The following is a 21713-nucleotide window of genomic DNA, read 5'->3' on the forward strand; positions in this document are numbered from 1 at the left end:
GGCATAACAATCGGTATCTGCCGCACAGAATGTTAGAATAGAAGCAACCATATAACGAATGCTTCTGTCACATTTCGTCCTGAAAGGTGGATTACTATGCAAAAAAAATTGACGATCCTTCAGATCAACGACACCCACAGCTACTTGGAGTTGCACAACGAACTGTTCTACGAAAGGGACAAATTAGCGTTCCGCAAGGCTGGGGGGGTTGCTCGTCTCCAAAGCCTGATCAAAGATTTCCGCAGCAAAAATCCGACACTCGTTTTCGATAACGGCGACACGATCCATGGCACCTACGAAGCGATCGCTACGAAAGGCTGGCACATGCTGCCGGTCCTGAACGAAGTCGGCTTTGATGCCATGACATTCCACTGGGACACCGGCTTCGGTCCGGCCAATCTGAAAAAAATCGGCGAACAACTTCACTACCCGATTCTCGCGATCAATGCCTATGAAAAGGAAAGCGGCAAGTTGGCGTTCGCTCCTTACAAAATCCTGTCCGTCGGCGAAATTTCGATCGGTGTGATCGGCATCGCCTGCAATATTATCGATAAAACGATGCCGCCCCATTTCAGCGAAGGACTTTCTTTCACTTTGGGGCGCGAGGAACTGCCGGGTTATGTAGCGGAACTGAAGGAAAAAGATGTCAATCTGATTATCGTCCTGTCCCATCTCGGTTTCCCGCAGGATCTGAAATTGATGAGCGAGGTCGAAGGCGTGGCGATCTGTCTGAGCGGTCACACTCATAATCGGCAGGAGCACATCGTCCATGTCGGCGAAACGGCAGTCATCCAATCCGGCTCGCACGGATCTTTCCTTGGCGCACTCGAAATGACTCTTGAAGACGGAGTGATTCAATCCATCGAGCACCAACTTATTCCGGTGACGGAGGATATCCCGGAAGACTCCGAAATGAAATTGTTGGTCGAGGATGCCCTCTCCCCATATCGCGAGAAATTGGAGCTGAAAGTCGGTGAGACCAAAAAAGTGCTGCACCGCGGCTGGAGCGTCGAAACAACGATGGACAACTTCCTCTTGGATGCGATCCTTTTCCACACGAAAACAGATCTGGCCTTCTCCAACGGCTGGCGCTACGGGGTTCCAATCCTGAAAGGCCCGGTAACGCTGAGGGAATTGTATCAGATCATTCCGATGGATCCGCCGATTTCAACTGCTATCCTGACTGGTTCGGAAATAGTCGCTCTGCTGGAAGAAAACCTTGAGAGCACCTACGCAGCGGACCCATTTAATCAGATGGGCGGCTACCTGAAGCGGGCGATGGGCTTGCATGCTTACCTGAAACTGGAAAATCCAAAAGGAACCCGTGTCCAAAAACTTTTCATCGCCGGCGAAGAAGTCATCCCGGATAAAGAGTACAACGTCAGCTATGTGACCAATCAGGGTGTGCCGAAGAAATTCGGAAAAGAACACAAGAATCTGGAAAAGCATGCAGTCGAAGCGATGATGGATTACTTGGCCGAAATGGGCCCCTATGAAAAAGACTTGCGCGGAACTTATCAGATCGTCTGATCCGCCACCACAACAAAAAATAGCTCCGATGGAATCTGTTTATGGACTGCAGACTCCGCCGGGGCTATTCAGGTTTCACATTTTTCTTACGTCATAATAATCCGGATCCACGCGTTCCACCAGTCCAGCTTCCTTCTCGGAAACAGTCAGATAGAGCTCGTGCATCGCTCGGGTGCAGATTGTGTAGAGGATCTGCATTTCGTTCTGGGCAGCTTTTGCCGGATAGTGGCAAATCGCAAAAACGACATCGAATTCCAGACCTTTAGCCAAACGGGCCGGCATGATCAATACCGGGTGATGGCTGTTGTCGGTATCATGCTGCACCAGTTTGAAATCAATGCCGGCAACCGACAATTCCTGGCTGATGCGTTCCGCATCTTCCGCATTGCGGCTGATGAAAGCCACGCGCATGCCGGCAGCGACGCTCGCATCCACCTTCTGTTTGATGTAGTCCATATCGAGCCCGCCATCGTCGATCAGCAGCACTTCCGGTTTCTTGCCGGAACGGATATAGGTCCCTTCCGGTTTTTCACCTTCGATGAAGCTTTCCGAGAAACGGACGATTTCATTCGTCGAACGGTAACTGGTCAGCAAACGGTAAGAACGGAACGTACTTTCGGAAAAAATGGTCCGGAGATCATCAAAGGAAAGACGTCTGTTCAGGATATTCTGATTCAAGTCGCCGCTCAGGATGAAGCGTGCGCTCGGGTAGGCATGCTGCAGCATCTGCAGTTGGAAAGGTGAAAAATCCTGCACCTCATCCAGGCAGATGTATTGATATTTCATGTCGCTGGATGGCCCCTTCAGCAACAAACGCAGACTATAGTAGGCATCCAGATCTTCAAGCAGCACGCTCTTCTCTGCCATGTGTGCCGCAACCACAGCGATGTGGGTGCGCCATTCATCCTCATCCAAGCCGAAAGCATCCAATGAAAGCAATTTAGGAACGGCTCTCAGGAAATGGATGTATTGGTTCTTATAACGGATAAAGGCCAGCGCTTCGATCCTCGCGACGATCGGTTCGAAAGCGTCCTCCAGGATATCAGCCGTCATGGCCTCTTCCATCGCTTTTTGGTTGTGGGTCTCTTTCTCGTAACGATACAGATCCAGATCGGACATGGCAATCATTTCTTTTTCGACCCATGGCTTGCCTTTTTGCGATTGTTGGATGCGTTCCACGCGCTGCAGCAAATGTCTTTTGAGAATATCCAATTTGCTGGCCAATGAACCTTGGCTTTCGATGCTATAGAAAGCCGACTCGATCTCCTTCTCCGAAAGGATGATGTCACCGCGGAAACGAATATCCGAGAATTTCAGGTAGCGTTTCTTCAGGAGCGCGCCGTATTTCTGCAACGCTTCATAAAAAGCCAAGCTGCCCTTCAGTACCGTGACCTTGGCTAAGCTGTCCTCTTGATCGGCGCGCAAAGAAAATCCGGTCACCTTCCGCTCCATGAATTCGCTGAAGGTTGTATTTCCGACATTCAGTTCACCCAATGCAGGCAACACTTGGGAAACATATTCCTGGAATATTTTGTTCGGGGAAAACAGGACGACTTCTTCCGACTTCAATTGGTCTCGGAAAGCATACAGCAGATAGGCGATTTTCTGCATCAGGACAACTGTTTTTCCTGATCCGGCAACCCCTTCTATCAGCGTGACGGCCGCTTTGGTTTCCCTGACGATCTGGTTCTGTTCTTTCTGCAAAGTGGATACGACCGTGCCCATCTGATAGGATGAAGGTCCTTCCAACACTTCCAGCAAATAAGGATCGCCCATGACATTGTCCGTGTCCATCATGCGGATGATTTCCGCCTGTCTGATCAAAAATTGTCGTTTCAGGTCAACGCCGTATGTCATCGGTTGATCCGCTATCATCAGCTTCACTTTTTCGCCTTTGCTGCCTTCATAATAAAGCGATGCAATGGGTGACCGCCAGTCGACGATCAGGTTCTCATCTTTTTCGAACAAAGATCCGATCCCGATATAGATGGTTTCATTGCCGTACTCATCGTGATAGTCGATACGACCAAAGTAAGGCTCATCCTGCATTTTTTCCAATACTGCGACACGATCATTGCTGTTCTGTAATTCATTGTTGCGAATCATCAGTTCCTGTTCGAAGGCCCGCAGTTCCGCCGACGATTCCCAGACGCTCTCTGAGGACCCTTGGCTGATTTTGATCTCTTTGGATTCCTTCAATTGCTGTCTTTGCTTTTCGCTTTTTTCTTCTACTTGCTCGGCCAATCGCGCTTTTTCTTCATTGATGACTTGAATGACGCGATGGACGCGTTCTTGTTCTTTCGTTAGATCTTTATGCAACCAAATGACTCCTCTCTCTTAAGAAAACGCGCGGATTATTCGGTCTTCTTCACTCAAATGCGACAATCAGTAGTATACCATCGCACAGTGATTCTGGCTATTCCCGGCACCTTGAAAAAACCGTTCCAAATCAAAAAACAGCCGGAAGGAGATGCCTGTTGCGGCTCTTCCTTCCGGCCTTTTTTGTTGTGCGGATTTCCGTTTTGCAGCTTGTGGTGCGTTTGTGATTATGCGTTGAGGGTGGCTTCGATGGCCGTGTAGCCGCCCAGGATATTGACGATTTTTTTGAATCCCCGCTCCTCCAAAGCACCGATGGCGATGGCGGAACGGACGCCGGATTGGCAATGAACGTACAGCGGTTCATCCCTATTGAACGGCAGCGGGTCTTCCAAAAGCTTGCCGAGAAGCACACGCTTGGCATCTGACAGGTGGCCTTTGTCCCATTCGCTCTGCGCACGCACATCTAATATCTGCAGATCCTTTTCCTGGCGAAGCGCGACGAAGGCGGCTGCCGTAATCGTTTCGGTCAGCTTATCTTCCGCGATTTGGCCGGAGTCCAGATAGCCTCTGACTTGGTCGAACCCGATCAGCTGGAGCTGGCGGGCAGCCGTTTCAGCAGACTCTTTGGTCCCGATGAATGTCACTTGCTTTTCGTAATCCAAAAACCAGCCGGCGTAACCCAAAAACTTTTTGTTCAGCGGAATGTTGAGCGTTCTTTCGATGTGCCCGGTTTGATACATCTCTTTCGTGCGCAGATCGATGATGATATCGTTCGGACCGGCCTGCTGAAGCGGGAAGACCGGATAAGGCACGTAGGCACCGCTGTCCAATTTGTTGATTTTCTTCATTTGGGCAAAGTAGGTCGGCGGCTCAGGCTGATCCTCCGTCAAAGCTTCGGCGAAACTCGTTTCCTCATCATACTGGAAAGCCCAGTTGTTGTGTTTTTCATAGCCCAAAGTGGTGATCGGGACGGCGCCCAAGGACTTTCCGCAGGCACTGCCGGCACCGTGCCCCGGCCAGATCTGCAGATGGTCCGGATAGTCAGCCATTTTCTGCAGCGAGCGGAACATCGCTTTTGCCCCGATTTCAGTGGTACCTTGCATATGCGCAGCCTCTTCCAGCAAGTCCGGCCGGCCGACATCCCCGACGAAAATAAAATCGCCTGTGAACAGCCCCATCGGAATATCCGAACCGCCGCCGATATCCGTCAGCAGAAACGACAGGCTTTCCGGTGTATGGCCCAGCGTGTGCAGCACCTCCAGTTTGATCTTGCCTACGGAAATGATGTCCCCATCCTGCAGCAGGATGCTTCCTTCCGGCAGATCCTGGTAATGCCAGTCCTCCCCGCCCAGATCCGAAACGTAAAGTTTGGCCCCCAGACTTCTCCCGGTTTCGCGCAGCCCGGAGGCATAATCGGCGTGGATATGCGTTTCCGTGGCTGCCGTGATGACCAAGCCTTCCTCTTCGGCCGCCTTGATATAATCGTCCAACTTGCGCAAGGGATCGATCAGGATGGCTTCGCCGGTTTTTTGGCACCCCACCAAATAGGAAAATTGTGCCAGTTGCGGATCGAAAAATGATTTAAAGAACATGCATGAACTCCCCCTTATCTGTTTAAGCTGGCAACAAAATTGATGGTCGTAGCGATGATCGCTGTCCCGAAAACGAAAGATAACAGCGCATGCCCGAGCGCGGCTTTGCGGAATTCCGGCGTTGTGAAAGTCGTGTCCGAGACTTGATACGTCATCCCGATCGTGAACGCCAGATAGGCGAAGTCCCAAAAATTGGGCTTTTCGGTGCCCTCGAAAATGATGCCGCCGTTTACGTCGCGATAGTAGAGTTCCGCATACCGCAGCATATAGAGGGCATGCACCGTCGTCCAGGAAAGCACGATGCTGAACAGGCCGAATCCGATCGTCTCGAAACTGCGTTCATGCGTCGTCAGCATCAATGCGACCGCTCCGATGCTGATCAGACAGGCCACCAGGACAAAAAAATCGATCGTCGAATATTGGATGTCTTCTTCTTGCGCGATCCGCTCGGTTTCCGTACCATCATGCGGATGAAAATCTTTCCACAGCAAATACAATAAAATGATTGCGGCGCTGTCCCAACCGATCAGCGGGGCCAGTCCCCAACGCAGAAAGAACCCCCCGACCAACCCGATAACCGTCCCGATCATTCCGGCAATCAGGAAGCGCGTCCTCTTTTTGCGCAGATCCGTTCCGACTTTCGTTTGATCGGCAAATAGATGGTTTCTTTTCCTCATGGCTGTCCGCCCCCTGCTTTTTCGGCCTGGCTGTATTTCAGATGGTGATTTCGATGACGTTTTTTTCGGGATCCAGGAACATGCTTTCGTAATAGCCATCCCCGGTCACGCGCGGTTGGCTTTTGCATGTGTATCCCGCTTTGATGAGCCGGTCCGTGAAATAATCGACGTTCTGCTTGCTGCCGACCGAAATGGCCAGATGCGCCCAACCCAACATATCAAGCGGGTAGCGCTCTTTGACATCCATCCGTTTCATGAGTTCCAACCGGGCTCCTTCGCGAAAAGTGATAAAGTAGGATTGGAAATCTTTATCCGGATTCCGGTACAACTTATTGGTCTTTCCATCAAAAAAACGAACATAAAAATCGCGCATCAGTTCCAGATCGTCCACCCACATTGCAACATGTTCAATTTTCATAGGTCATCACGTCCTCTCATCATCCTTGCCGTAAAAGCGTTTCCTCAATCTGATTTTATCACATCGCAGCCGCATATGCGTTCCCGGAAGCATCCGGATGAAACGTAAACGATTGTGTCTGTTTTGCCATCTTTTCCAAAGCGTATTCTCAGCGTCCCCTCAGAATATGATTGACAGACTCATTTCTATTTGATAGTGTGGAAGTAACAAAATACGATTCGATGTGATGAAGAGGTCGCGGTTAACAATCAGTAAGGGATTCCCTGAAAGGTGTTGCTGCCGAAATACTCTGTATTGGGGCCAAGGTTGAATAAATCTGGCACTGTCGGACAAAGCCGCCCAGCTTTGTTCGGTGAGCTTCTCACGTTGGGGCAAATTGGTGGAATTCACGATATGGATGCAAAGATTCAGCTTCAGCAGCCTGTTTTGAACGACTATGAGACCATTTGCTCATAGTCGTTTTTTGTCTATTCATAAATAAAAAACAGAATTCAGGAGGAAGATAAGCATGGCTATTTTTGAAGGATCAGGCGTTGCGATCGTTACGCCGTTTAAAGATACGGAAAACCAGGAAATCAACTACGAGGTATTGGCGGAACTGATCGAGTTCCATATCGCGAATAATACAGATTCGATCATCATCGCCGGAACAACCGGGGAAGCTTCGACGCTGACCGATGAGGAGCAACTGGATCTGATTCGTTTCACGGTCGAAAAAGTGAACGGCCGCATCCCGGTCATCGGCGGAGCCGGCAGCAACGATACGCGCCATGGGGTCGAATTGACGCGCGCGGTTGAAGCAACGGGTGTGGATGCAATCCTCAGCGTCACCCCTTACTACAACAAAACGTCCCAAAAAGGCTTGATCGCACATTACAAAGCCATCGCCAACAGCGTGAAAGTTCCGATCGTCCTTTACAATGTGCCGGGCCGCACCGGACAGAACATTACCCCGGAAGCTTTGGTGGAAATGGCGAAAATCGACAACATCGTTTCGTTGAAGGATGCCACAGGGAACTTCAGCCAAGCCGTGGACAACTTGAGTCTTTTGGGCGATCGCCTGGACATCTATTCGGGTAACGACGATACGATCGTCCCCTTGATGAGCTTGGGCGCAAAAGGCGTCATCTCCGTCCTTGCCAACATCGCACCGAAAGCGACAGCCGAAATGACGCATGCTTTCCTGGATGGCGACATCAAAAAAGCTGCCGCGATGCAAGCCGAGTACAAAGAATTGATCGACTGCCTGTTTGTAGAGCCGAATCCGATTCCCGTGAAAGCCGGAATGCAGCTGTTGGGCTTCAATGTCGGCCCGATGCGTCTGCCGTTGACGGATGCCGATCAAGCGGTCATCGACCGTTTGGCCGCTGCCATGAAAAAAGTTGGATTGATTTAAGAACAGAGCCAAAAATCCCTCCGGAGCATCAAGCATCCTGAGGGATTTTTTATGCTATAGGAGTTCCTTGAATATCCGTAGCGCATTTTGATGGCAGACCTTTTCGATTTCGGTCGTCGTGAAGCCGCGCCGTTCCATCGTTTCAACTAACAGACCCATCGCGGAGGCATCCTTCAGTTGCATCGTCACATCGATGCCGTCGAAGTCCGAGCCCAGCCCGATGATGTCCAGCCCTGCGACTTTGCGGATATGCTCAATATGATCGACGACTGCTTCCGCGGTCCCTCTGGCCTTTAGCCGTTCTTGATTATCATCAAGGAAAGCGAGACAGTAGTTCATGCCCACAAAGCCGCCCCGGTCGGCCAGCAGCCGCAGCATTTCGTCCGTCAAATTGCGCGGGTGGCTGCATAGGCTGCGCGCATTGGAATGGCTGGCGATGAATGGCCGTTGCGAATGCGCTGCGACATCGAAGAAGCCGGCATCCGAAAGATGAGAGACATCGATGATGATGCCCAATCGGTCCATCTCCTCCACGAAAGCGATACCTGCAGGTTTCAGCCCGCTGCCCGGGTAATCGATACCGGGATCGGCAAGTACCGGATTGTTTGGGAATCCCAGACTGTTTTCATAGTTCCAAGTCAGCGTCATCATCCGAGCCCCCAACCGATGGAGCGTGCGCAAAGCGGCAAGATCGCCGAAACAGCAGCCAAGATCCTCGATGGTCAATAAGCCGGATATTTTCCCGCTCTGGCGATTACGCTCGATGTCCGCAAATCGGTAGGCCGGCGCAATCCGATCCGGATAAAGCGCCATTAACTGATGGAACACATCGATTTCCTGGATTACTTCCAATAATGGCGATACGGGGCTCTCTGCATAATTGACGAATGCCGCAAAACACTGGAGCAGGTAATCCCCCTTTTCCAGTTTTTCGAGGTCGACATGCAGGTCGTTTCGTTCAAATGTTTTCTCTGTTCCAGCCAAGCGGGCATCATTCAGAGCCATCAAGGTGTCGCAATGGCAATCGATCATTTTCATAGTTTTTCCTCCCCTGCAAACAGACTGCCGGCCGCATAGATGTTTTCAGCCAAATCGGCTCGGTAGTCGTTGGCACCCGGGTCCAGGCTGTTGATGACCACTCCGCCGCTGCCTTCCAAGCCAGTGGAGTGGATGTAGCGGCCGTCTCCCATATAGAGGGCGATGTGCCCAGGGAAATAGAGCAGATCGCCAGGCAGCTTGTCCGCAAGCGGTATTTCCCGAATCGGATAGCCTGGTTCGATGCAGGCGTCCCGATAAATCAACGCGCCCTGCAGCATGTAGCACATGGAAGTGAGGCCGGAGCAATCCAACCCCAGCGTCGATTTCCCGCCCCAGCGGTATTGGACGCCCAAGTATTTCTTCGCTTCGTTCACGACACCGGAGCGGAAGCTTGCCTCATCCATAATAGCCGGTCGCTGAGGAAGTGCGGTTTCCCAGAGTCCGCATTGGCTGAATACCTTTTCCTGCAGGAACTGTTTGCGGATGTAGCCGTGCTGACCATCCAACAAGCTGATTTCCGCCCAGGCTGTCCCGGTATCGAATCTATTCAGCTGCACCAACGCGCCCTTCGGCAAGCTAGTGAGAATCACGCCGTTTACGGACGGCTCATTTGTGACGTCTGCAAATATGGCATCCACAACGCATAGCGGCTGCGCTTCCCGCGACTTCATCTCCCCAATGCTTTTCCTGATCACAGCCGCAGCACAGATATAGCCGGGATAACCATAATGGGTCAGGATCGGCAAATAACCATTTTGCTCCTCTCCTGTAATGCGGACGCCCATGCCGTACAGGCCTTCATCCGCAATCGCGGTGAAGCTGCGTCCCTCCTTTACGGTCTTCGTTCCGGGCAAAATATAAATCGGAACGGTGGAACGGCTTATCAGCGCATAGTCCATCTATCGTTGCCTCCCCTTTTTTTTCATTTGAATGTCGCTTATTTCACGACTCCGAGTTTCTTAAAGTGGGCCTTCGGAAAGGCGTTGATGCCTATGCCGTTCGCATCACCCATCTTGATTGTGCTCCCGCTGAAAAGCGGACCGCCTTCATAGACATCCATTCTGCAGAGCGAGGGCCCATCAAGGTCGACCATCGTGATGATATTTTTGGCGGCTGCCAGATGGGCAGCTGCGCTGACCGAAATCTTGCTTTCCAACATGCAGCCGATCATGCAATCGACTCCATAGGTTTCCGCAACAGCACAGATTTTGAGTGCCTCATGAATGCCGCCGGTCTTCATCAATTTGATGTTGATAAGATCGGCTGATTGGGTCTGGATGATGTGGAGCGCATCTTTCACGGAGAAGACGCTCTCGTCAGCCAATATCGGCGTTTGGACCTGTTGCGTAACAAATTTCAGGCCGGCCAAATCATGTGCGTTTACCGGCTGTTCCACCAACTCCGCTTGCATGTCTTTATCCTCCAACAAGCGGATGATGCGGACCGCCTCCTTGGGGCTCCACCCCTGATTGGCATCGACCCGGATGAGGATGTCCGGTCCTACTGCTTTGCGGATGGCCAGCAGGCTCTCCACATCCTTGATCCCACCTTTTCCGACCTTGACCTTCAGGATGCCGAAGCCGTCCTGGACAGCCTGCAGACTGTCACGCACCATCTCATCGACGGGATTGGCACTGATGGTCAGGTCCGTCTCGATTTTTCGTTTTGCCCCGCCCAATACTTTATACAAGGGTTGGCCGAGCGCTTTAGCGTACAGATCGTAGACAGCCATGTCAACGGCGGCTTTAGCCGATGTGTTCTTGACGATGCTGGCATGCAGCCTCCGCATGATGGAATCCAGATCGGAAATTTCCATCCCGATGATGCTCGGAGCGATGTATTGCATGATGGCTTCGCGGATGGAAGCCTTTGTTTCGCCGGTGATGACGGCAGTCGGCGGCGCCTCTCCATAACCGGAGGTGCCATCATTGGTCACGATGCGGATCAGGATGTCATTCACAGCATCAACCGTGCGCAAGGCTGTCTTGAATGGCGTCCGCAGTGGGATGGCCACTTCACCAATTTCAATTCTGCCGATTTTCATCATCAAAACCCCTCTCTTCGCCGGCAAGGTAGATCTCCAGCGTACTGTCTGACATGAATCGTTCAAAACGGCAGACATCCGTTCCGTTCCCCAAAAAGCACAGTACGAAGGGATGCCCTGCTGGCGGATACACGACTCCGACATCGTGCGTGATGCCGGTGTCTTCGCCCGTTTTATGGGCGATTTTCGGAGTCGGCTGCATCGGCTTGAGATAGAACGGCAATTTGCTGTTCAGGCGTTGGTTCGCCAGGATCGCCAGCATCTGCGCGCTCGCTTGGTCGGAAACGATTTCGCCGCGGTGCAGCCGTTCCAGCAGGTCGCCCGCTTCTTCGGCCGTAATGAGGTTCTGGATGCCTTTTGCCGATTTCTCCGTATCGTACATTTTTCGGAGAAGGCCGGTTTCACTGTATCCCAACCGATGGATGGTCGTGTTGATGGCGGCGAACCCCAAAAGATCGATCAGCACATTCGTGGCTGTATTGTCGCTCAAGATGATCATCAGTGTGACCAAGTCAATCACGGTCACTTCGATGCCGTCATGGAGATAGGTCAGCGCACCGCAGGATGGCACCCGATCGTGATCCCGGATGGCTACCTTTTGCTTCGGATCCAGGCTCCCTGCTTCGAAACGCCGGAACGCCTCCACCATGATGAACAGCTTGATGATGCTGGCCGCATGCATCGGTTCAGCGCTGTTATAGCTGAAAGAATCTCCGTCCACGAGATCCTTGTAGTAGCAGCTGATTTTCCCCGGCAAGCTTTCTAGCCGGGAAAGAAGCTCGTCTTTTTGTGCTGGCTCCATTCCATCACCCCTTTGGTTCTATTCTACCAAGAAAGACGGCAAGGCACCAACGGGACCGTAGTCCTCAGGGTGTCTTGCCGTCGCCTTCTCAGCTGTGCTGCCCCGCCCTAATGGCAGAGCGCTTCAGGACTGTCATTCCTCTATATAGGCATATTTATAGCTGTCTGGCCCAAACACCGGGATGAACAGATCCTTCACCTCTGCCTTCAGCAGGTATGTCCCCGCGGACTGGTAGGTAGGTATCTGCACATAATGTTCCCCGATGGCCGTTTGCTCGGCTTCCACAAGGTAATCCCAACGTGCTTCTTCGTCGTTATAGGCCGCCTTGGCGCTGTCGATCAGTTCATCCACATCCGCGAAGGAATAGTTGCCGCGGTTGATGTCGGTGTGGAACCGTTCCACATAATTGACCGGATCGGCGAAATCGGCAATCCAGTTGGATGTTGCCATTTCATAAGTGCCGTTGCGCAGGCTGTCCTGTTTCACGCTGAAAGGCACTTGGCGGATGGTGATCGTCAAGCCCGGCAAATTTGCCTGCATCTGGCTTTGGAAAAATTCAGCCATCTTCTTGGCATCTTCGGTATCCGACGTCATCAATTCCAGCGAAACCGTCTCAACGCCAAGTTCCGCCAAGCCCTCGGTCCAGGCCGCCTGCGCTTCTTCAACATTAAAGCTTGTCAAATCGCCGGCATTCTCGCGGAAATCGGCTCCTGTAGCCGGATTGGATGCCAATCCGTTCGGCACATAGCCATAGATCGGAATCGAGCCGTTCTTGAGCACGCTATCGGTGTATTCCGCGCTGTTGATGGCTTTTGCAAAGGCCTCACGGATGTTTTCGTTTGCCAGAGCAGCTACTTCCTGGTTCATTTCGATGAAGCTGGACGCCGTGTTCAATTGCGAATGGAAATCTGCGTCTTCCTTGTGTGCCGCTACATACTCGCCTGATAAGGCCGCAAATTCAAGTTCATCCGCTTCATACAGATTAACGGCTGTTGAGGTCTCCTTAATGACTTGGACATCCACTTCTTCGAGCTGGACATTCTCTTCATCCCAGTAGGAATCATTTTTCACAAATGTCCAGCTGCCGCCGACTGCCTGATCCCAGTCGGTCATCACGAAAGGACCGTTATAGATCAGATGGTCCGAACCGGAGCCGTAGGAATCGCCCTGCTCCTTCATATAGGCTTGATGCTGCGGAAAGAAGAACGGCATGGCCAGGATATCCAGAAAGTACGGGGCAGGCTGAACCAAGGTGACCTGAAGCTCTTTGTCACTGATGGCTTCAACGGCCAGTTCGGCAGGATCCAATTCACCTGCTATGATTTCAGTGGCATTCTGGATCAGGCCGTCATACATATAGGCATAGCCGGCCGCTACGGTCGAATCGACCATTTTTTGCCAAGCATAAACATAATCCGAGCTGGTAACCGGATCGCCATTCGACCAAACTGCATCATCGCGGATCGTGAACGTATAGACCAGACCGTCTTCGCTGATTTCCGGCATATCGGCAGCCGACGCCGGAATGGCCTTACCGTCCAGATCCAGCGTGTACAGACCTTCAAAGGCGTTGTTCATGGCCGTAAAACTTACCAAGTCTGTAGCTGCCGTAATATCCATCGACGGAATATCCGATGTAGCAGTCAGCCTTAGGACCTGTTCCGACACCGTTGCAGAAGATTCCTCATCGCCTGCCGCACTTCCGCAGGCAACCATCAATCCCGCTAACGGTAAAACCATAAGTGACCGTAATCGTTTCTTGCTGTTCATCATAGCCATTCCCCTTTTCCATTTCCGCGCATCCTTTCAGACGAACGACCTATATTTAGGCAATATCACTAGTATCATTAGAAATCGATTACCATTTCTAATCATTTTATAATATTTAGTTTACCGCATCAAATCGATACTGACAAGAAATGTCACATTTTTGGCAATAGCTACGAATAATATGCTTAAAGGCACTTGGTAAAAAATGATTCACAACCTGAAAGAAAATTGTGTTATATTATTAAAAAAATGGAAAGCTGGTGACCTTATGGGAATGGAAGCATCCGTCTCCGCAATGCGGTTCGGCAAATTGAAAAAAGGGGAACGGAACCTGATCACCGATGTCCCTGGAGTGAAGGTCGGCCATTTTACGCTCCATGAGGAAGAGTCGCATACCGGCATCACCTGCATCATCCCGGGCCGCGGCGATGTCTTCCATTACAAATGCCTTGCCGCCAGCCACGTCATCAACGGTTTCGGAAAAAGCGCCGGATTGGTCCAGGTTGATGAACTGGGTACGCTCGAAACGCCGATTCTGCTCACCAACACCCTCGCGGTCGGGGATGCGATGACCGGGTTGGTGAAGCATATGCTTGACAGCCATGCCGACATCGGGCGGACCACTTCCACCATCAATCCGATTGTGATGGAATGTAACGACGGCTTTCTGTCCGACATCCGCGCCATGGCAGTAACGAAGGAGATGGTTCCGGAAGCCTTGGCGAAAGTTGTCGGCGGTTCTTTTGAAGAAGGAGGCGTCGGTGCCGGGACCGGCATGTGCTGTTATTCCCTGAAAGGAGGCATCGGCTCAGCCTCCCGCATCCTTCCTTTGAACGGGAAAGAATACGTCCTTGGCACATTGGTCTTGTCCAATTTCGGCATCCTGGAGGATCTGGTCATCCAAGGGAATCCGGTAGGCGATCAGCTTTTTCAGCATTATCAGCAGTCCGATGCGGCCGACCCAAAGAATAAGATCTCAAGCGACAGGAATGACCGCGGCAGCGTCATTGTTGTGATTGCGACAAATGCCCCATTTACGACCAGACAATTGAAACGGCTGGCCAAACGGGCCCAATCCGGATTGGCGAAAACCGGCTGCATTTCCGGCAACGGCAGCGGTGAAATCGTGCTGGCCTTCAGCAATGCTATCCGCATCCCGCATTACCGGCAAGCGGAACCCTTCAAAATCACGTTCGACTACATCGCGGAAGATGATCTCGACATCGCTTTCCGTTCAGTCATCGATTGCGTGGAGGAATCGGTCATCAGCTCCCTCTTCCATGCCGAATCCTTGACCGGACTGGACGGTCATCACGTCTTTTCCCTCCCGGATGCGCTTGAACATTTCGGTGTCAATTAAATAAAACGCCCAAGCGGCCAGTAGCGTAATACACTGGTCGCTTGAGCGTTCTTTTTTGGTTTGCAAGGTCTGTGGCGAAAATTAGACTTCCATTTTCTCTCGCGTTCTCCGGCCAGCAAGACCTTCGCCGGAGGAGCGCAACTCGGATTCGAGCTGCCTCCCCCAATCATCAGCCCTGTTTTTTCTTTTGCTGCCTGCTGGTCAGGCGCACGACCAAGTTGCGCGGCGCCAGCTTGGACGAGAAGAGTGCTCCCTTCAGCAGCATCGTCGGAACAATGATTTTCTTGCGCTTATACATTTTGTCCAAGGCATAATCGACACAATATTCAGAAGTGATGCCTTTCAGATTGAACTTCACATCCGCCACTTTATTGAACTCCGTATCGACCGGTCCCGGACATAATGAACCGACGTAAACGTTGCTCTTCTTCTCTTCCAGCTCCTCAGCGATCGCGGAAGTGAAGCTCGTTACGTAGGCTTTGGTCGCATAATAGGTCGCCATGTAAGGCCCCGCCGGCATCAAACCGGCAACCGAAGCCACGTTCAGGATGTAGCCTTCATTCCTTGCGATCATATCCGGCAGAAATTTCTTGGTCAGAATATGAACCGCCTTGATGTTGACATCGATCATCTCCAGTTCCTTGTCCAGGCTGGTCGTCGTGAACGCGCCGAAATCGCCGAAACCGGCACAATTGATCAGCATGGAAATATTTTTGCCCTTCGTTTCTTCGTACAGACGGTAGCATTCCTCCGCCTTAGCCAAGTCCGCTGTGATGATTTCACTTTTGGTCGACAAATGTTTGGCGATTTCCAAAAGTCGATCCTCACGCCTCGCAACCAGAATCAGATCGTATCCTTGTTGGCTCAGCTTCTTAGCAAACTCCTGACCGATACCGGAGCTTGCGCCAGTGATGAGCGCTAGTTTATTTGTCATTATTTGTCCCTCGCGTTTCGTCAAAATGATAGTTGTATTTAGCGTATCGTATTTGCTTCATCAGAGCAATATTTAAGTGCATCTGCTAAATGTTTTCACTATATTGATAGAAACTATTTGAAACGAATACCGTAATATATAGGCAAATAGAAATGAAGGAGTGGTATTTTGCACCATCATAACGATTCTTATTTCACCGGAACACTGTTGGAGTATTTGGGCATTATGCTTGTCAGTTTTCTCGCGGGCTTTTTCACTCTCGGACTGGCTGCACCTTGGGCTTTCTGCCACCGGGAAAGATGGGTCGCCAGGCATACCTACATCGAAGGTCGCCAATTGCATTTTGTCGGAAAATCCTTTGATCTGTGGCTTTTCTTGCTGAAATGGATTCTTTTTTCAGTCCTGACTTTGGGCCTCTACTCTTTTGTTGTGCCGATACGTTTCCAACAATGGCGCATCAAAAATACTTATGTTTACGGCTATTGGGACGAATACTACGCGACGGAATAACAACTTCATCCAAACAAAAAACCCCAAACACGGGGTTTTTTCGTTATCTTAAACATGCATCCGTTTTTCCAACTCGCGCCAAATCTCGCCGCCGTGGTAGAGCAGGATGATGACCAAGGTGACTGCGCTCATCATGACCGACAGGCTTGAAGGCAATGATGTCGTGACCCAATCCAAGGTCAGGAAAAGCGCCGGCAGCAGCCCCAGCAAGGCGGCTGTCAAAAGGTAAAGCACATAGTCCCTCACGCCCAAGTTGACAAGTCGCACTGCGATATATAGGGATATGATGGCAAAACTGCAGATGATCGGTACGGCATACGTGGTCGACCACCCGCTCCATCCTGACAAATAATCCAAATAAATGCACAGGAGCGACAGCGAGACGATCAGATAAACGATGCCCTTTGCGATGTTCCGCCTTTTCCGGATCAGGATCAAGACGGAAAGCCACATGCTCATGATCCCGAACAGGGCGAGCTGAAGATTCTCCATCCGTCCGATCCAGATCAATTCGATCAGCAGAAAGGCGATGATCAGAACGAAGGAAATCAAGGTCAAATATTTCCAGACTATTTCCTTATTGAACCGCAGCGGAATCTTCGGATAGGGATCCGGCAGCACCGGATCGGCGGCTTCATCCAATGTCGTTTGGCACAAGGGGCATTGATCCCATTTTCCCTTGATGGTCGCGTTGCAGTGATGGCAATATCTCATTCTAACTCACCTTCCAAATCTTTACTTGTGACCTTATTCGCTGCGACAGTTACGTCTATGCCTGCGTGGGTCAAAATCCGGACAAATTGCTCCTCGATCGTGGATTCGACAAATGGTGAGGTGAAACTGACGGTCAGCTGGTCTCCATGGCTGATGGCGCAAAATTGCGGACGGACCGCTGAAGTGTGGAAATACATTTTTTCGATGTAGCCGTCGATCGGATCAGGAAACGTGACCTTTCCTAGATTAGAGATCGCAATCGTCAAATTCCGGTTGCTGACGTAATTGACCAGCTTCAGAACAAGGTCTTTGATAGGTCGGAAGACCACCCGCGTGAAGGGGCTGTACTCGAAGGCAATCAATGTCCTCAGCTTGTCCTCCAAGCTTTCCGGTGTAATCTGTTGCTGGAACTGCTCCTTCAGGGTTTGGGCTATTACGCCAATATCATCCGTATTGTCCTGTTCATTTGTGGTATAGATCAGGCGAGTTGTGCTGAAAAAATTCCTGGCAGAATTGGACGGGAAGAACTGCCTTAAATTGACCGGAACCGAAACGGCCATAGCCGATCCGGGTTTAAAATCGGGACTGGCTCTGCGTACAGCCAGCATAAATACTGCAGTCAGATACAAGGTCAGCGATGTTTGCTGCTCCCGGGCCAAAGCAAGCACATCCTTGACCGGCAGCTCCAATTCGACGACATGTGGCCGGTTGTCAGGCGTCTTTTTGCCGCGGAACTGGTGCACCGGCCGCTTCTGCTTATTTTCATCAGGCAAGGCGCTCTTTTGCGATGGGCTCTTTCCAGTTAATTGACTGACTTTCGCGAAGGAACGGATGGCGGATTGTGCCGCGTCAGTAAAGTTCTGTTTCTTATTCTTGCGGAAATAGTGCGCAAAACTGTCCTCCAGTTGATGGTTCAAACGGTCATGCGCCGCGGCACTCAGGCCTTCAAAAGCCTCGGGATGCCGCAGCATGATGTAGGCCTTCAACAGATCTTCGAAAAACCAGAGCGCACCGGTTCCGTCCGACAAGGCATGGAACAATTCCAAATGAACCCGATTTTGGTTGTAGAAGACTCGAAATAACAGTTCCTTCCGATCAAAATGATAAATTTGTGCGCAAGGAGGTAACGTGTCGGCCGTCACTTTTGGCTTCAGATCGCTTTCTTCCAGATAATACCAGAAAAATCCGCGCCGCAAAACACTATGATACAGCACATAATTTTCATAGACCTCATCGAGCGCCCGCTGAAGCAGGATCGGATCCACTGAATCGGTCAATTCCGCACTCATGCGGAAGACCTTCGTATCACTGTTCGTCATGGCCGCTAAAAATATGTTGGAGGCATTATCCAAACGTACCCACTTTTTTCGGTTCACTGCTGCCCCTCCTTTCTTCCTTCTTTTCTATAGAACAAGCATCTTGGCTTATGCATTAAGAAACGCATTGATGACTTCGTAAGCTTCTTCAACCGATTCGGCCGTCTTCGGATAGGTGATGAAGCCATGGACGATACCGTTCACGCGATGAACCTGCACCTTGTTGCCGGCTTTCTGCAACGCTTCCGCGTAGGCTTCGCCCTCATCCCGCAACGGATCGAATTCGGCTGTGATCACCAACGTTTCCGGCTGATTCGACAAATTTTCAGCCATTAAAGGTGCGACATACTCATTTTTACGAAGTTCAGGATCAGGCTGGTATAGCGCCATATATTCTTCCATTTTTTTGGCAGTCAGTCCGTAATCCTGTCCATTCGTACGGATCGATTCGAAAGGGGAAGCTTCCGAATGATCCCAATAGGTGACCGGATACAACAAAATCTGTTTGATTGGCGTCGCTTGACCTCTATCACGGAGCAGCAAAGACACGGCTGCGGCCAAATTCCCACCGGCTGAATCGCCGATCAGAATCAAATCTTTTTCATCCGATAAGCCGCTCATTTCCAGATGCTTCAGCAATACTTCCGCTACCCGGTAACAATCATAGAGGCCTGCCGGATACGGATGCTCCGGCGCCAAACGATAATCGACAGAGTAGACCGTTCTACCGGTCAGATCCGCCATATTGATGCAGGCATTCGTATAGGTTTCGATGTCACCGATGACCCACCCACCGCCATGGAAAAAGAGCAAGGGTTCTTTATACAGATGCTCTTTCGGATAGAAGACACGCACGGGAATATCATGGGAACGGTCCTCCGAATAGATTTTGTGATCCATAATGATATAACCCTTTTTTGGTTTGGGAGCCAAAATCTTCTGCACTTTGCGGACGCGGGCATAATCTTCCTGCATGTTAATTTTTGGTGACGACATCAACTTGAGCATCAATTTAAACAATGGATTCATTCAATTTTCCTTCCTCTGACAGCGTTGGCTGTTCTGGTATCTTTGCTTTATTATAGCACAGGATGAGCTAGTCCCATCACACTTGGACCCTTCGTGAAGGCTACAGGTGTGATGGATATGCCACTCTTTCGGCTTGCAAATTCCGCCTAAATTGTTATACTTGTTATATAACGAACGATCACGGGAGTGGTTTTGTTGAACCCAATCGTAAACCTAAACTGGAGATATAAAACTAAGCGAAAAAAAAGAAAGAAGGCGAGTTTTTATGTCAGCGGATTTGCAGCCATACTTCCCTATCCTGATCCCTTTAGTCGTGATCCAGATCATCCTGTTGATCACGGCCCTGCTCCACCTGAACAAGCATCCCCATGTAAAAATAGGCAATAAAAATCTTTGGATCTTCGTCATCATTTTCCTGAACATCATCGGTCCGGTCCTGTATTTTTTGATTGGAAGGGGCGATGAGTGATGGACATCCTCACGATTGCCGGATTGGGGAAAGCCTTCGGGAGCCAAAGCGTGCTCGATGACCTGTCCTTCTCCGTCCCTGAAGGCTCGATCTACGGTTTCATCGGCAAGAACGGCTCCGGGAAGACGACCACCATGAAGATCGTTTTGGGCTTGCTGCCGGCGGATACCGGCGAAATTTCTGTTTGCGGCGAAAAAGTGCATTACGGTGACACCCGGACGAACCGCTTCATCGGCTACCTGCCGGATGTACCCGAATTCTACGGTTTCATGACCGCAAAGGAATATCTGCGGTTGTGCGGCGACGTCACAGGCATGCCGTCCGCGCTTATTCAAACCAAATCCGAGGAACTGTTGGAACTGGTCGGACTGGCGGATGTGAAAAAACGCATCTCCACGTTTTCCCGCGGCATGAAACAGCGCTTGGGGATCGCCCAGGCTTTGCTGAACGAACCCAGGCTCTTGATTTGTGACGAACCGACTTCCGCCTTGGATCCGATTGGCCGTAGGGAAATATTGGATATCCTGCTGAAAGTGAAAAAACGGACAACCGTAATCTTTTCGACCCATGTCCTGAACGATGTGGAAGCAATCTGCGATCAGGTAGGCATCCTTGACGGAGGAAAAATTGTCCTGACAGGCTCGGTATCCGAACTGAAAAACACTTACTCCAGACATTCCTGCACGGTGACCTTAAGGACACAGGCGGATGCTGATTTATTCCGGACAAGTGCACGGATTAACGTCGTAGGGAGCCCCGTTTCTGAAAAACATGCTTCTGTCACCATCCAATCTGAAGATCCGGAACAGACCATGGCGTTGATCATACGGATTTTGAGCGAAACTGGGTTGGTTCCGCTCCGAGTGGAAACGGTCGAACCCAAACTAGAAGATATCTTCCTGGAGGTGATCCGATGAGAGCGTACCTTGCCTTCACAAAAAAGGAACTGATTGAATATACACGAAACTTTAAGATGTTCCTTGCGATTACTTTGTTTGCGTTGTTGGGCATCATGAACCCGTTGACGGCCAAATTTATGCCCGAACTGTTAGGAAATTTCATGCCAGAAGGGATTACGATCCTCATTACGGAACCGACGAATCTCGATTCCTGGCTCCAATTCTTCAAGAACGGCACCCAGATTGGTCTGTTCATCATCGTCATCCTTTTGAGCGGTATGATGGCAAAAGAATACGAAAAAGGCACGCTCATTAATATGGTCACAAAAGGACTGCCGCGCTGGACCATCCTGTTTTCAAAATTTACAGGTGCATTGTTGCTTTGGACCATAAGCTACTGGCTCTGCTTTTTCATCACTTTGGGATACACGCTGTATTACTTTCCTGAAGGTACCACCGAAAACTTGACACTTTCGGTCATCAGCCTCTACCTGTTCGGTATATTGCTTATTGCTGTTTTGCTGCTGGGGTCTGTCCTGTTCAAAAATGCCTATGGACCGCTGTTGTTGATCGGGGCGTTCCTGTTGGTGCTGTTCTTGTGGAATCTGTTCCCGGAAGCAGCCGAGTGGAACCCGTTGGTGTTGGTCTCGCGCAACATGGATATGCTGCAAGGGACACTGCTGCTTGAGGACCTTCTGAATCCGCTGCTGATTACGGGATTGATAATTGCTTCAAGCCTCTTTACCGCAGGGAAACTTTTCAGTAAGACTACTTTATGAAAGTAAAAAAACGCGCCAGCCAGCCCTTTTCCGGCTGATGGCGCGTTTTTTGATGTTTTCGGTATCCGATCAGTCGACAGATGTTTGAACTCTCGGGTATTTCCGTCACCGGCCTAG

Annotated in this window: 20 protein-coding genes and 1 riboswitch; of the genes, 7 read left to right on the forward strand and 13 right to left on the reverse strand. The window is 50.7% G+C overall.

Translation table 11 applies throughout. The features are described 5' to 3' along the window. Positions 1 to 96: 96 nt before the first annotated feature. Positions 97 to 1530 carry a bifunctional metallophosphatase/5'-nucleotidase gene (locus tag TES5_RS01035; RefSeq protein ID WP_068558841.1) on the forward strand — a complete coding sequence of 478 codons (1434 nt, stop codon included), beginning with the start codon at positions 97 to 99 and terminating at the stop codon, positions 1528 to 1530. 75 nt (positions 1531 to 1605) lie between these two features. Here TES5_RS01035 and helD read toward each other — a convergent pair whose 3' ends face one another. The 4 genes from helD to TES5_RS01055 all read right to left on the reverse strand — a co-directional run bounded on the left by helD (position 1606) and on the right by TES5_RS01055 (position 6536). Beyond that, positions 1606 to 3849, reverse strand: a complete 2244-nt coding sequence (gene helD / locus TES5_RS01040) for an RNA polymerase recycling motor HelD (RefSeq protein WP_068558843.1) — start codon at positions 3847 to 3849, stop codon at positions 1606 to 1608. Between the two features lie 227 nt (positions 3850 to 4076). Continuing rightward, complete coding sequence (locus TES5_RS01045) at positions 4077 to 5441, reverse strand: MBL fold metallo-hydrolase (RefSeq protein WP_068558845.1); 1365 nt, start codon at positions 5439 to 5441, stop codon at positions 4077 to 4079. 14 nt (positions 5442 to 5455) lie between these two features. Then, a complete protein-coding gene (locus tag TES5_RS01050) occupies positions 5456 to 6118 on the reverse strand; it encodes a DUF1345 domain-containing protein (RefSeq protein ID WP_068558847.1) in 663 nt (220 codons plus the stop codon). A gap of 37 nt (positions 6119 to 6155) precedes the next feature. Continuing rightward, a complete protein-coding gene (locus TES5_RS01055; protein ID WP_068558849.1) occupies positions 6156 to 6536 on the reverse strand; it encodes a VOC family protein in 381 nt (126 codons plus the stop codon). A gap of 221 nt (positions 6537 to 6757) precedes the next feature. Continuing rightward, positions 6758 to 6904: riboswitch (Lysine riboswitch) on the forward strand. 140 nt (positions 6905 to 7044) lie between these two features. Between TES5_RS01055 and dapA the strand changes: the two genes are divergently transcribed. Then, positions 7045 to 7932, forward strand: a complete 888-nt coding sequence (gene dapA / locus TES5_RS01060; protein ID WP_068558850.1) for a 4-hydroxy-tetrahydrodipicolinate synthase — start codon at positions 7045 to 7047, stop codon at positions 7930 to 7932. A 54-nt stretch (positions 7933 to 7986) separates the two neighbouring features. On the opposite strand, the gene TES5_RS01065 is transcribed toward dapA, so the two are convergent. From TES5_RS01065 to TES5_RS01085, 5 genes are all read right to left on the reverse strand, one after another. Beyond that, positions 7987 to 8970 carry a dipeptidase gene (locus TES5_RS01065; protein ID WP_068558852.1) on the reverse strand — a complete coding sequence of 328 codons (984 nt, stop codon included), beginning with the start codon at positions 8968 to 8970 and terminating at the stop codon, positions 7987 to 7989. Next, entirely contained in the window at positions 8967 to 9869 is a 903-nt protein-coding gene (locus TES5_RS01070; RefSeq protein WP_083546355.1) for a C40 family peptidase, read from the reverse strand. The genes TES5_RS01065 and TES5_RS01070 overlap by 4 nt, the downstream gene beginning before the upstream one ends. A 38-nt stretch (positions 9870 to 9907) precedes the next feature. Continuing rightward, positions 9908 to 11014, reverse strand: a complete 1107-nt coding sequence (locus TES5_RS01075) for a dipeptide epimerase (protein WP_068559338.1) — start codon at positions 11012 to 11014, stop codon at positions 9908 to 9910. Next, positions 10995 to 11816, reverse strand: a complete 822-nt coding sequence (locus tag TES5_RS01080) for a serine hydrolase (RefSeq protein ID WP_068558854.1) — start codon at positions 11814 to 11816, stop codon at positions 10995 to 10997. The genes TES5_RS01075 and TES5_RS01080 overlap by 20 nt, the downstream gene beginning before the upstream one ends. Positions 11817 to 11948: 132 nt before the next feature. After that, positions 11949 to 13589, reverse strand: coding sequence for a peptide ABC transporter substrate-binding protein (locus tag TES5_RS01085; RefSeq protein ID WP_232309254.1), 1641 nt, complete (start codon positions 13587 to 13589; stop codon positions 11949 to 11951). Between the two features lie 265 nt (positions 13590 to 13854). On the opposite strand from TES5_RS01085, the gene TES5_RS01090 reads away from it, so the two are divergent. Beyond that, positions 13855 to 14946 (forward strand): DmpA family aminopeptidase, encoded by a 1092-nt coding sequence (locus tag TES5_RS01090; RefSeq protein ID WP_068559342.1) that lies wholly within the window; start codon positions 13855 to 13857, stop codon positions 14944 to 14946. 169 nt (positions 14947 to 15115) lie between these two features. Here the strand turns inward: TES5_RS01090 and TES5_RS01095 are convergent, their stop codons facing one another. Further along, entirely contained in the window at positions 15116 to 15880 is a 765-nt protein-coding gene (locus TES5_RS01095) for an SDR family NAD(P)-dependent oxidoreductase (RefSeq protein WP_068558856.1), read from the reverse strand. A gap of 168 nt (positions 15881 to 16048) precedes the next feature. Here TES5_RS01095 and TES5_RS01100 point away from each other — a divergent pair, with 168 nt between their 5' ends. Further along, on the forward strand, positions 16049 to 16390 hold the full coding sequence (locus TES5_RS01100) for a DUF898 family protein (RefSeq protein ID WP_083546354.1): 342 nt from the start codon (positions 16049 to 16051) through the stop codon (positions 16388 to 16390). 48 nt (positions 16391 to 16438) lie between these two features. Here the strand turns inward: TES5_RS01100 and TES5_RS01105 are convergent, their stop codons facing one another. The 3 genes from TES5_RS01105 to TES5_RS01115 are packed head-to-tail and all read right to left on the reverse strand — an operon-like array spanning position 16439 to position 19449. Beyond that, a complete protein-coding gene (locus tag TES5_RS01105) occupies positions 16439 to 17104 on the reverse strand; it encodes a DUF6320 domain-containing protein (protein ID WP_068558857.1) in 666 nt (221 codons plus the stop codon). Next, positions 17101 to 18480 carry a condensation domain-containing protein gene (locus TES5_RS01110; protein ID WP_068558859.1) on the reverse strand — a complete coding sequence of 460 codons (1380 nt, stop codon included), beginning with the start codon at positions 18478 to 18480 and terminating at the stop codon, positions 17101 to 17103. Before TES5_RS01110 ends, TES5_RS01105 begins: the two co-directional genes overlap by 4 nt. A 48-nt stretch (positions 18481 to 18528) precedes the next feature. Continuing rightward, positions 18529 to 19449: an alpha/beta hydrolase gene (locus TES5_RS01115; protein WP_068558860.1), complete on the reverse strand. Its 921-nt coding sequence runs from the start codon at positions 19447 to 19449 to the stop codon at positions 18529 to 18531. A 265-nt stretch (positions 19450 to 19714) separates the two neighbouring features. Between TES5_RS01115 and TES5_RS01120 the strand changes: the two genes are divergently transcribed. Genes TES5_RS01120 through TES5_RS01130 form a run of 3 tightly spaced genes read left to right on the forward strand, consistent with a single transcriptional unit; the run spans position 19715 to position 21596 of the window. After that, positions 19715 to 19918 carry a PLDc N-terminal domain-containing protein gene (locus TES5_RS01120; RefSeq protein WP_068558862.1) on the forward strand — a complete coding sequence of 68 codons (204 nt, stop codon included), beginning with the start codon at positions 19715 to 19717 and terminating at the stop codon, positions 19916 to 19918. Continuing rightward, a complete protein-coding gene (locus TES5_RS01125; RefSeq protein ID WP_068558864.1) occupies positions 19918 to 20835 on the forward strand; it encodes an ABC transporter ATP-binding protein in 918 nt (305 codons plus the stop codon). The genes TES5_RS01120 and TES5_RS01125 overlap by 1 nt, the downstream gene beginning before the upstream one ends. Further along, positions 20832 to 21596 (forward strand): ABC transporter permease, encoded by a 765-nt coding sequence (locus tag TES5_RS01130; RefSeq protein WP_068558866.1) that lies wholly within the window; start codon positions 20832 to 20834, stop codon positions 21594 to 21596. Before TES5_RS01125 ends, TES5_RS01130 begins: the two co-directional genes overlap by 4 nt. Positions 21597 to 21713: the final 117 nt, after the last annotated feature.

It is taken from the genome of Trichococcus sp. ES5, assembly GCF_900067165.1.
Classification (GTDB): Bacteria; Bacillota; Bacilli; order Lactobacillales; family Aerococcaceae; genus Trichococcus; species Trichococcus flocculiformis.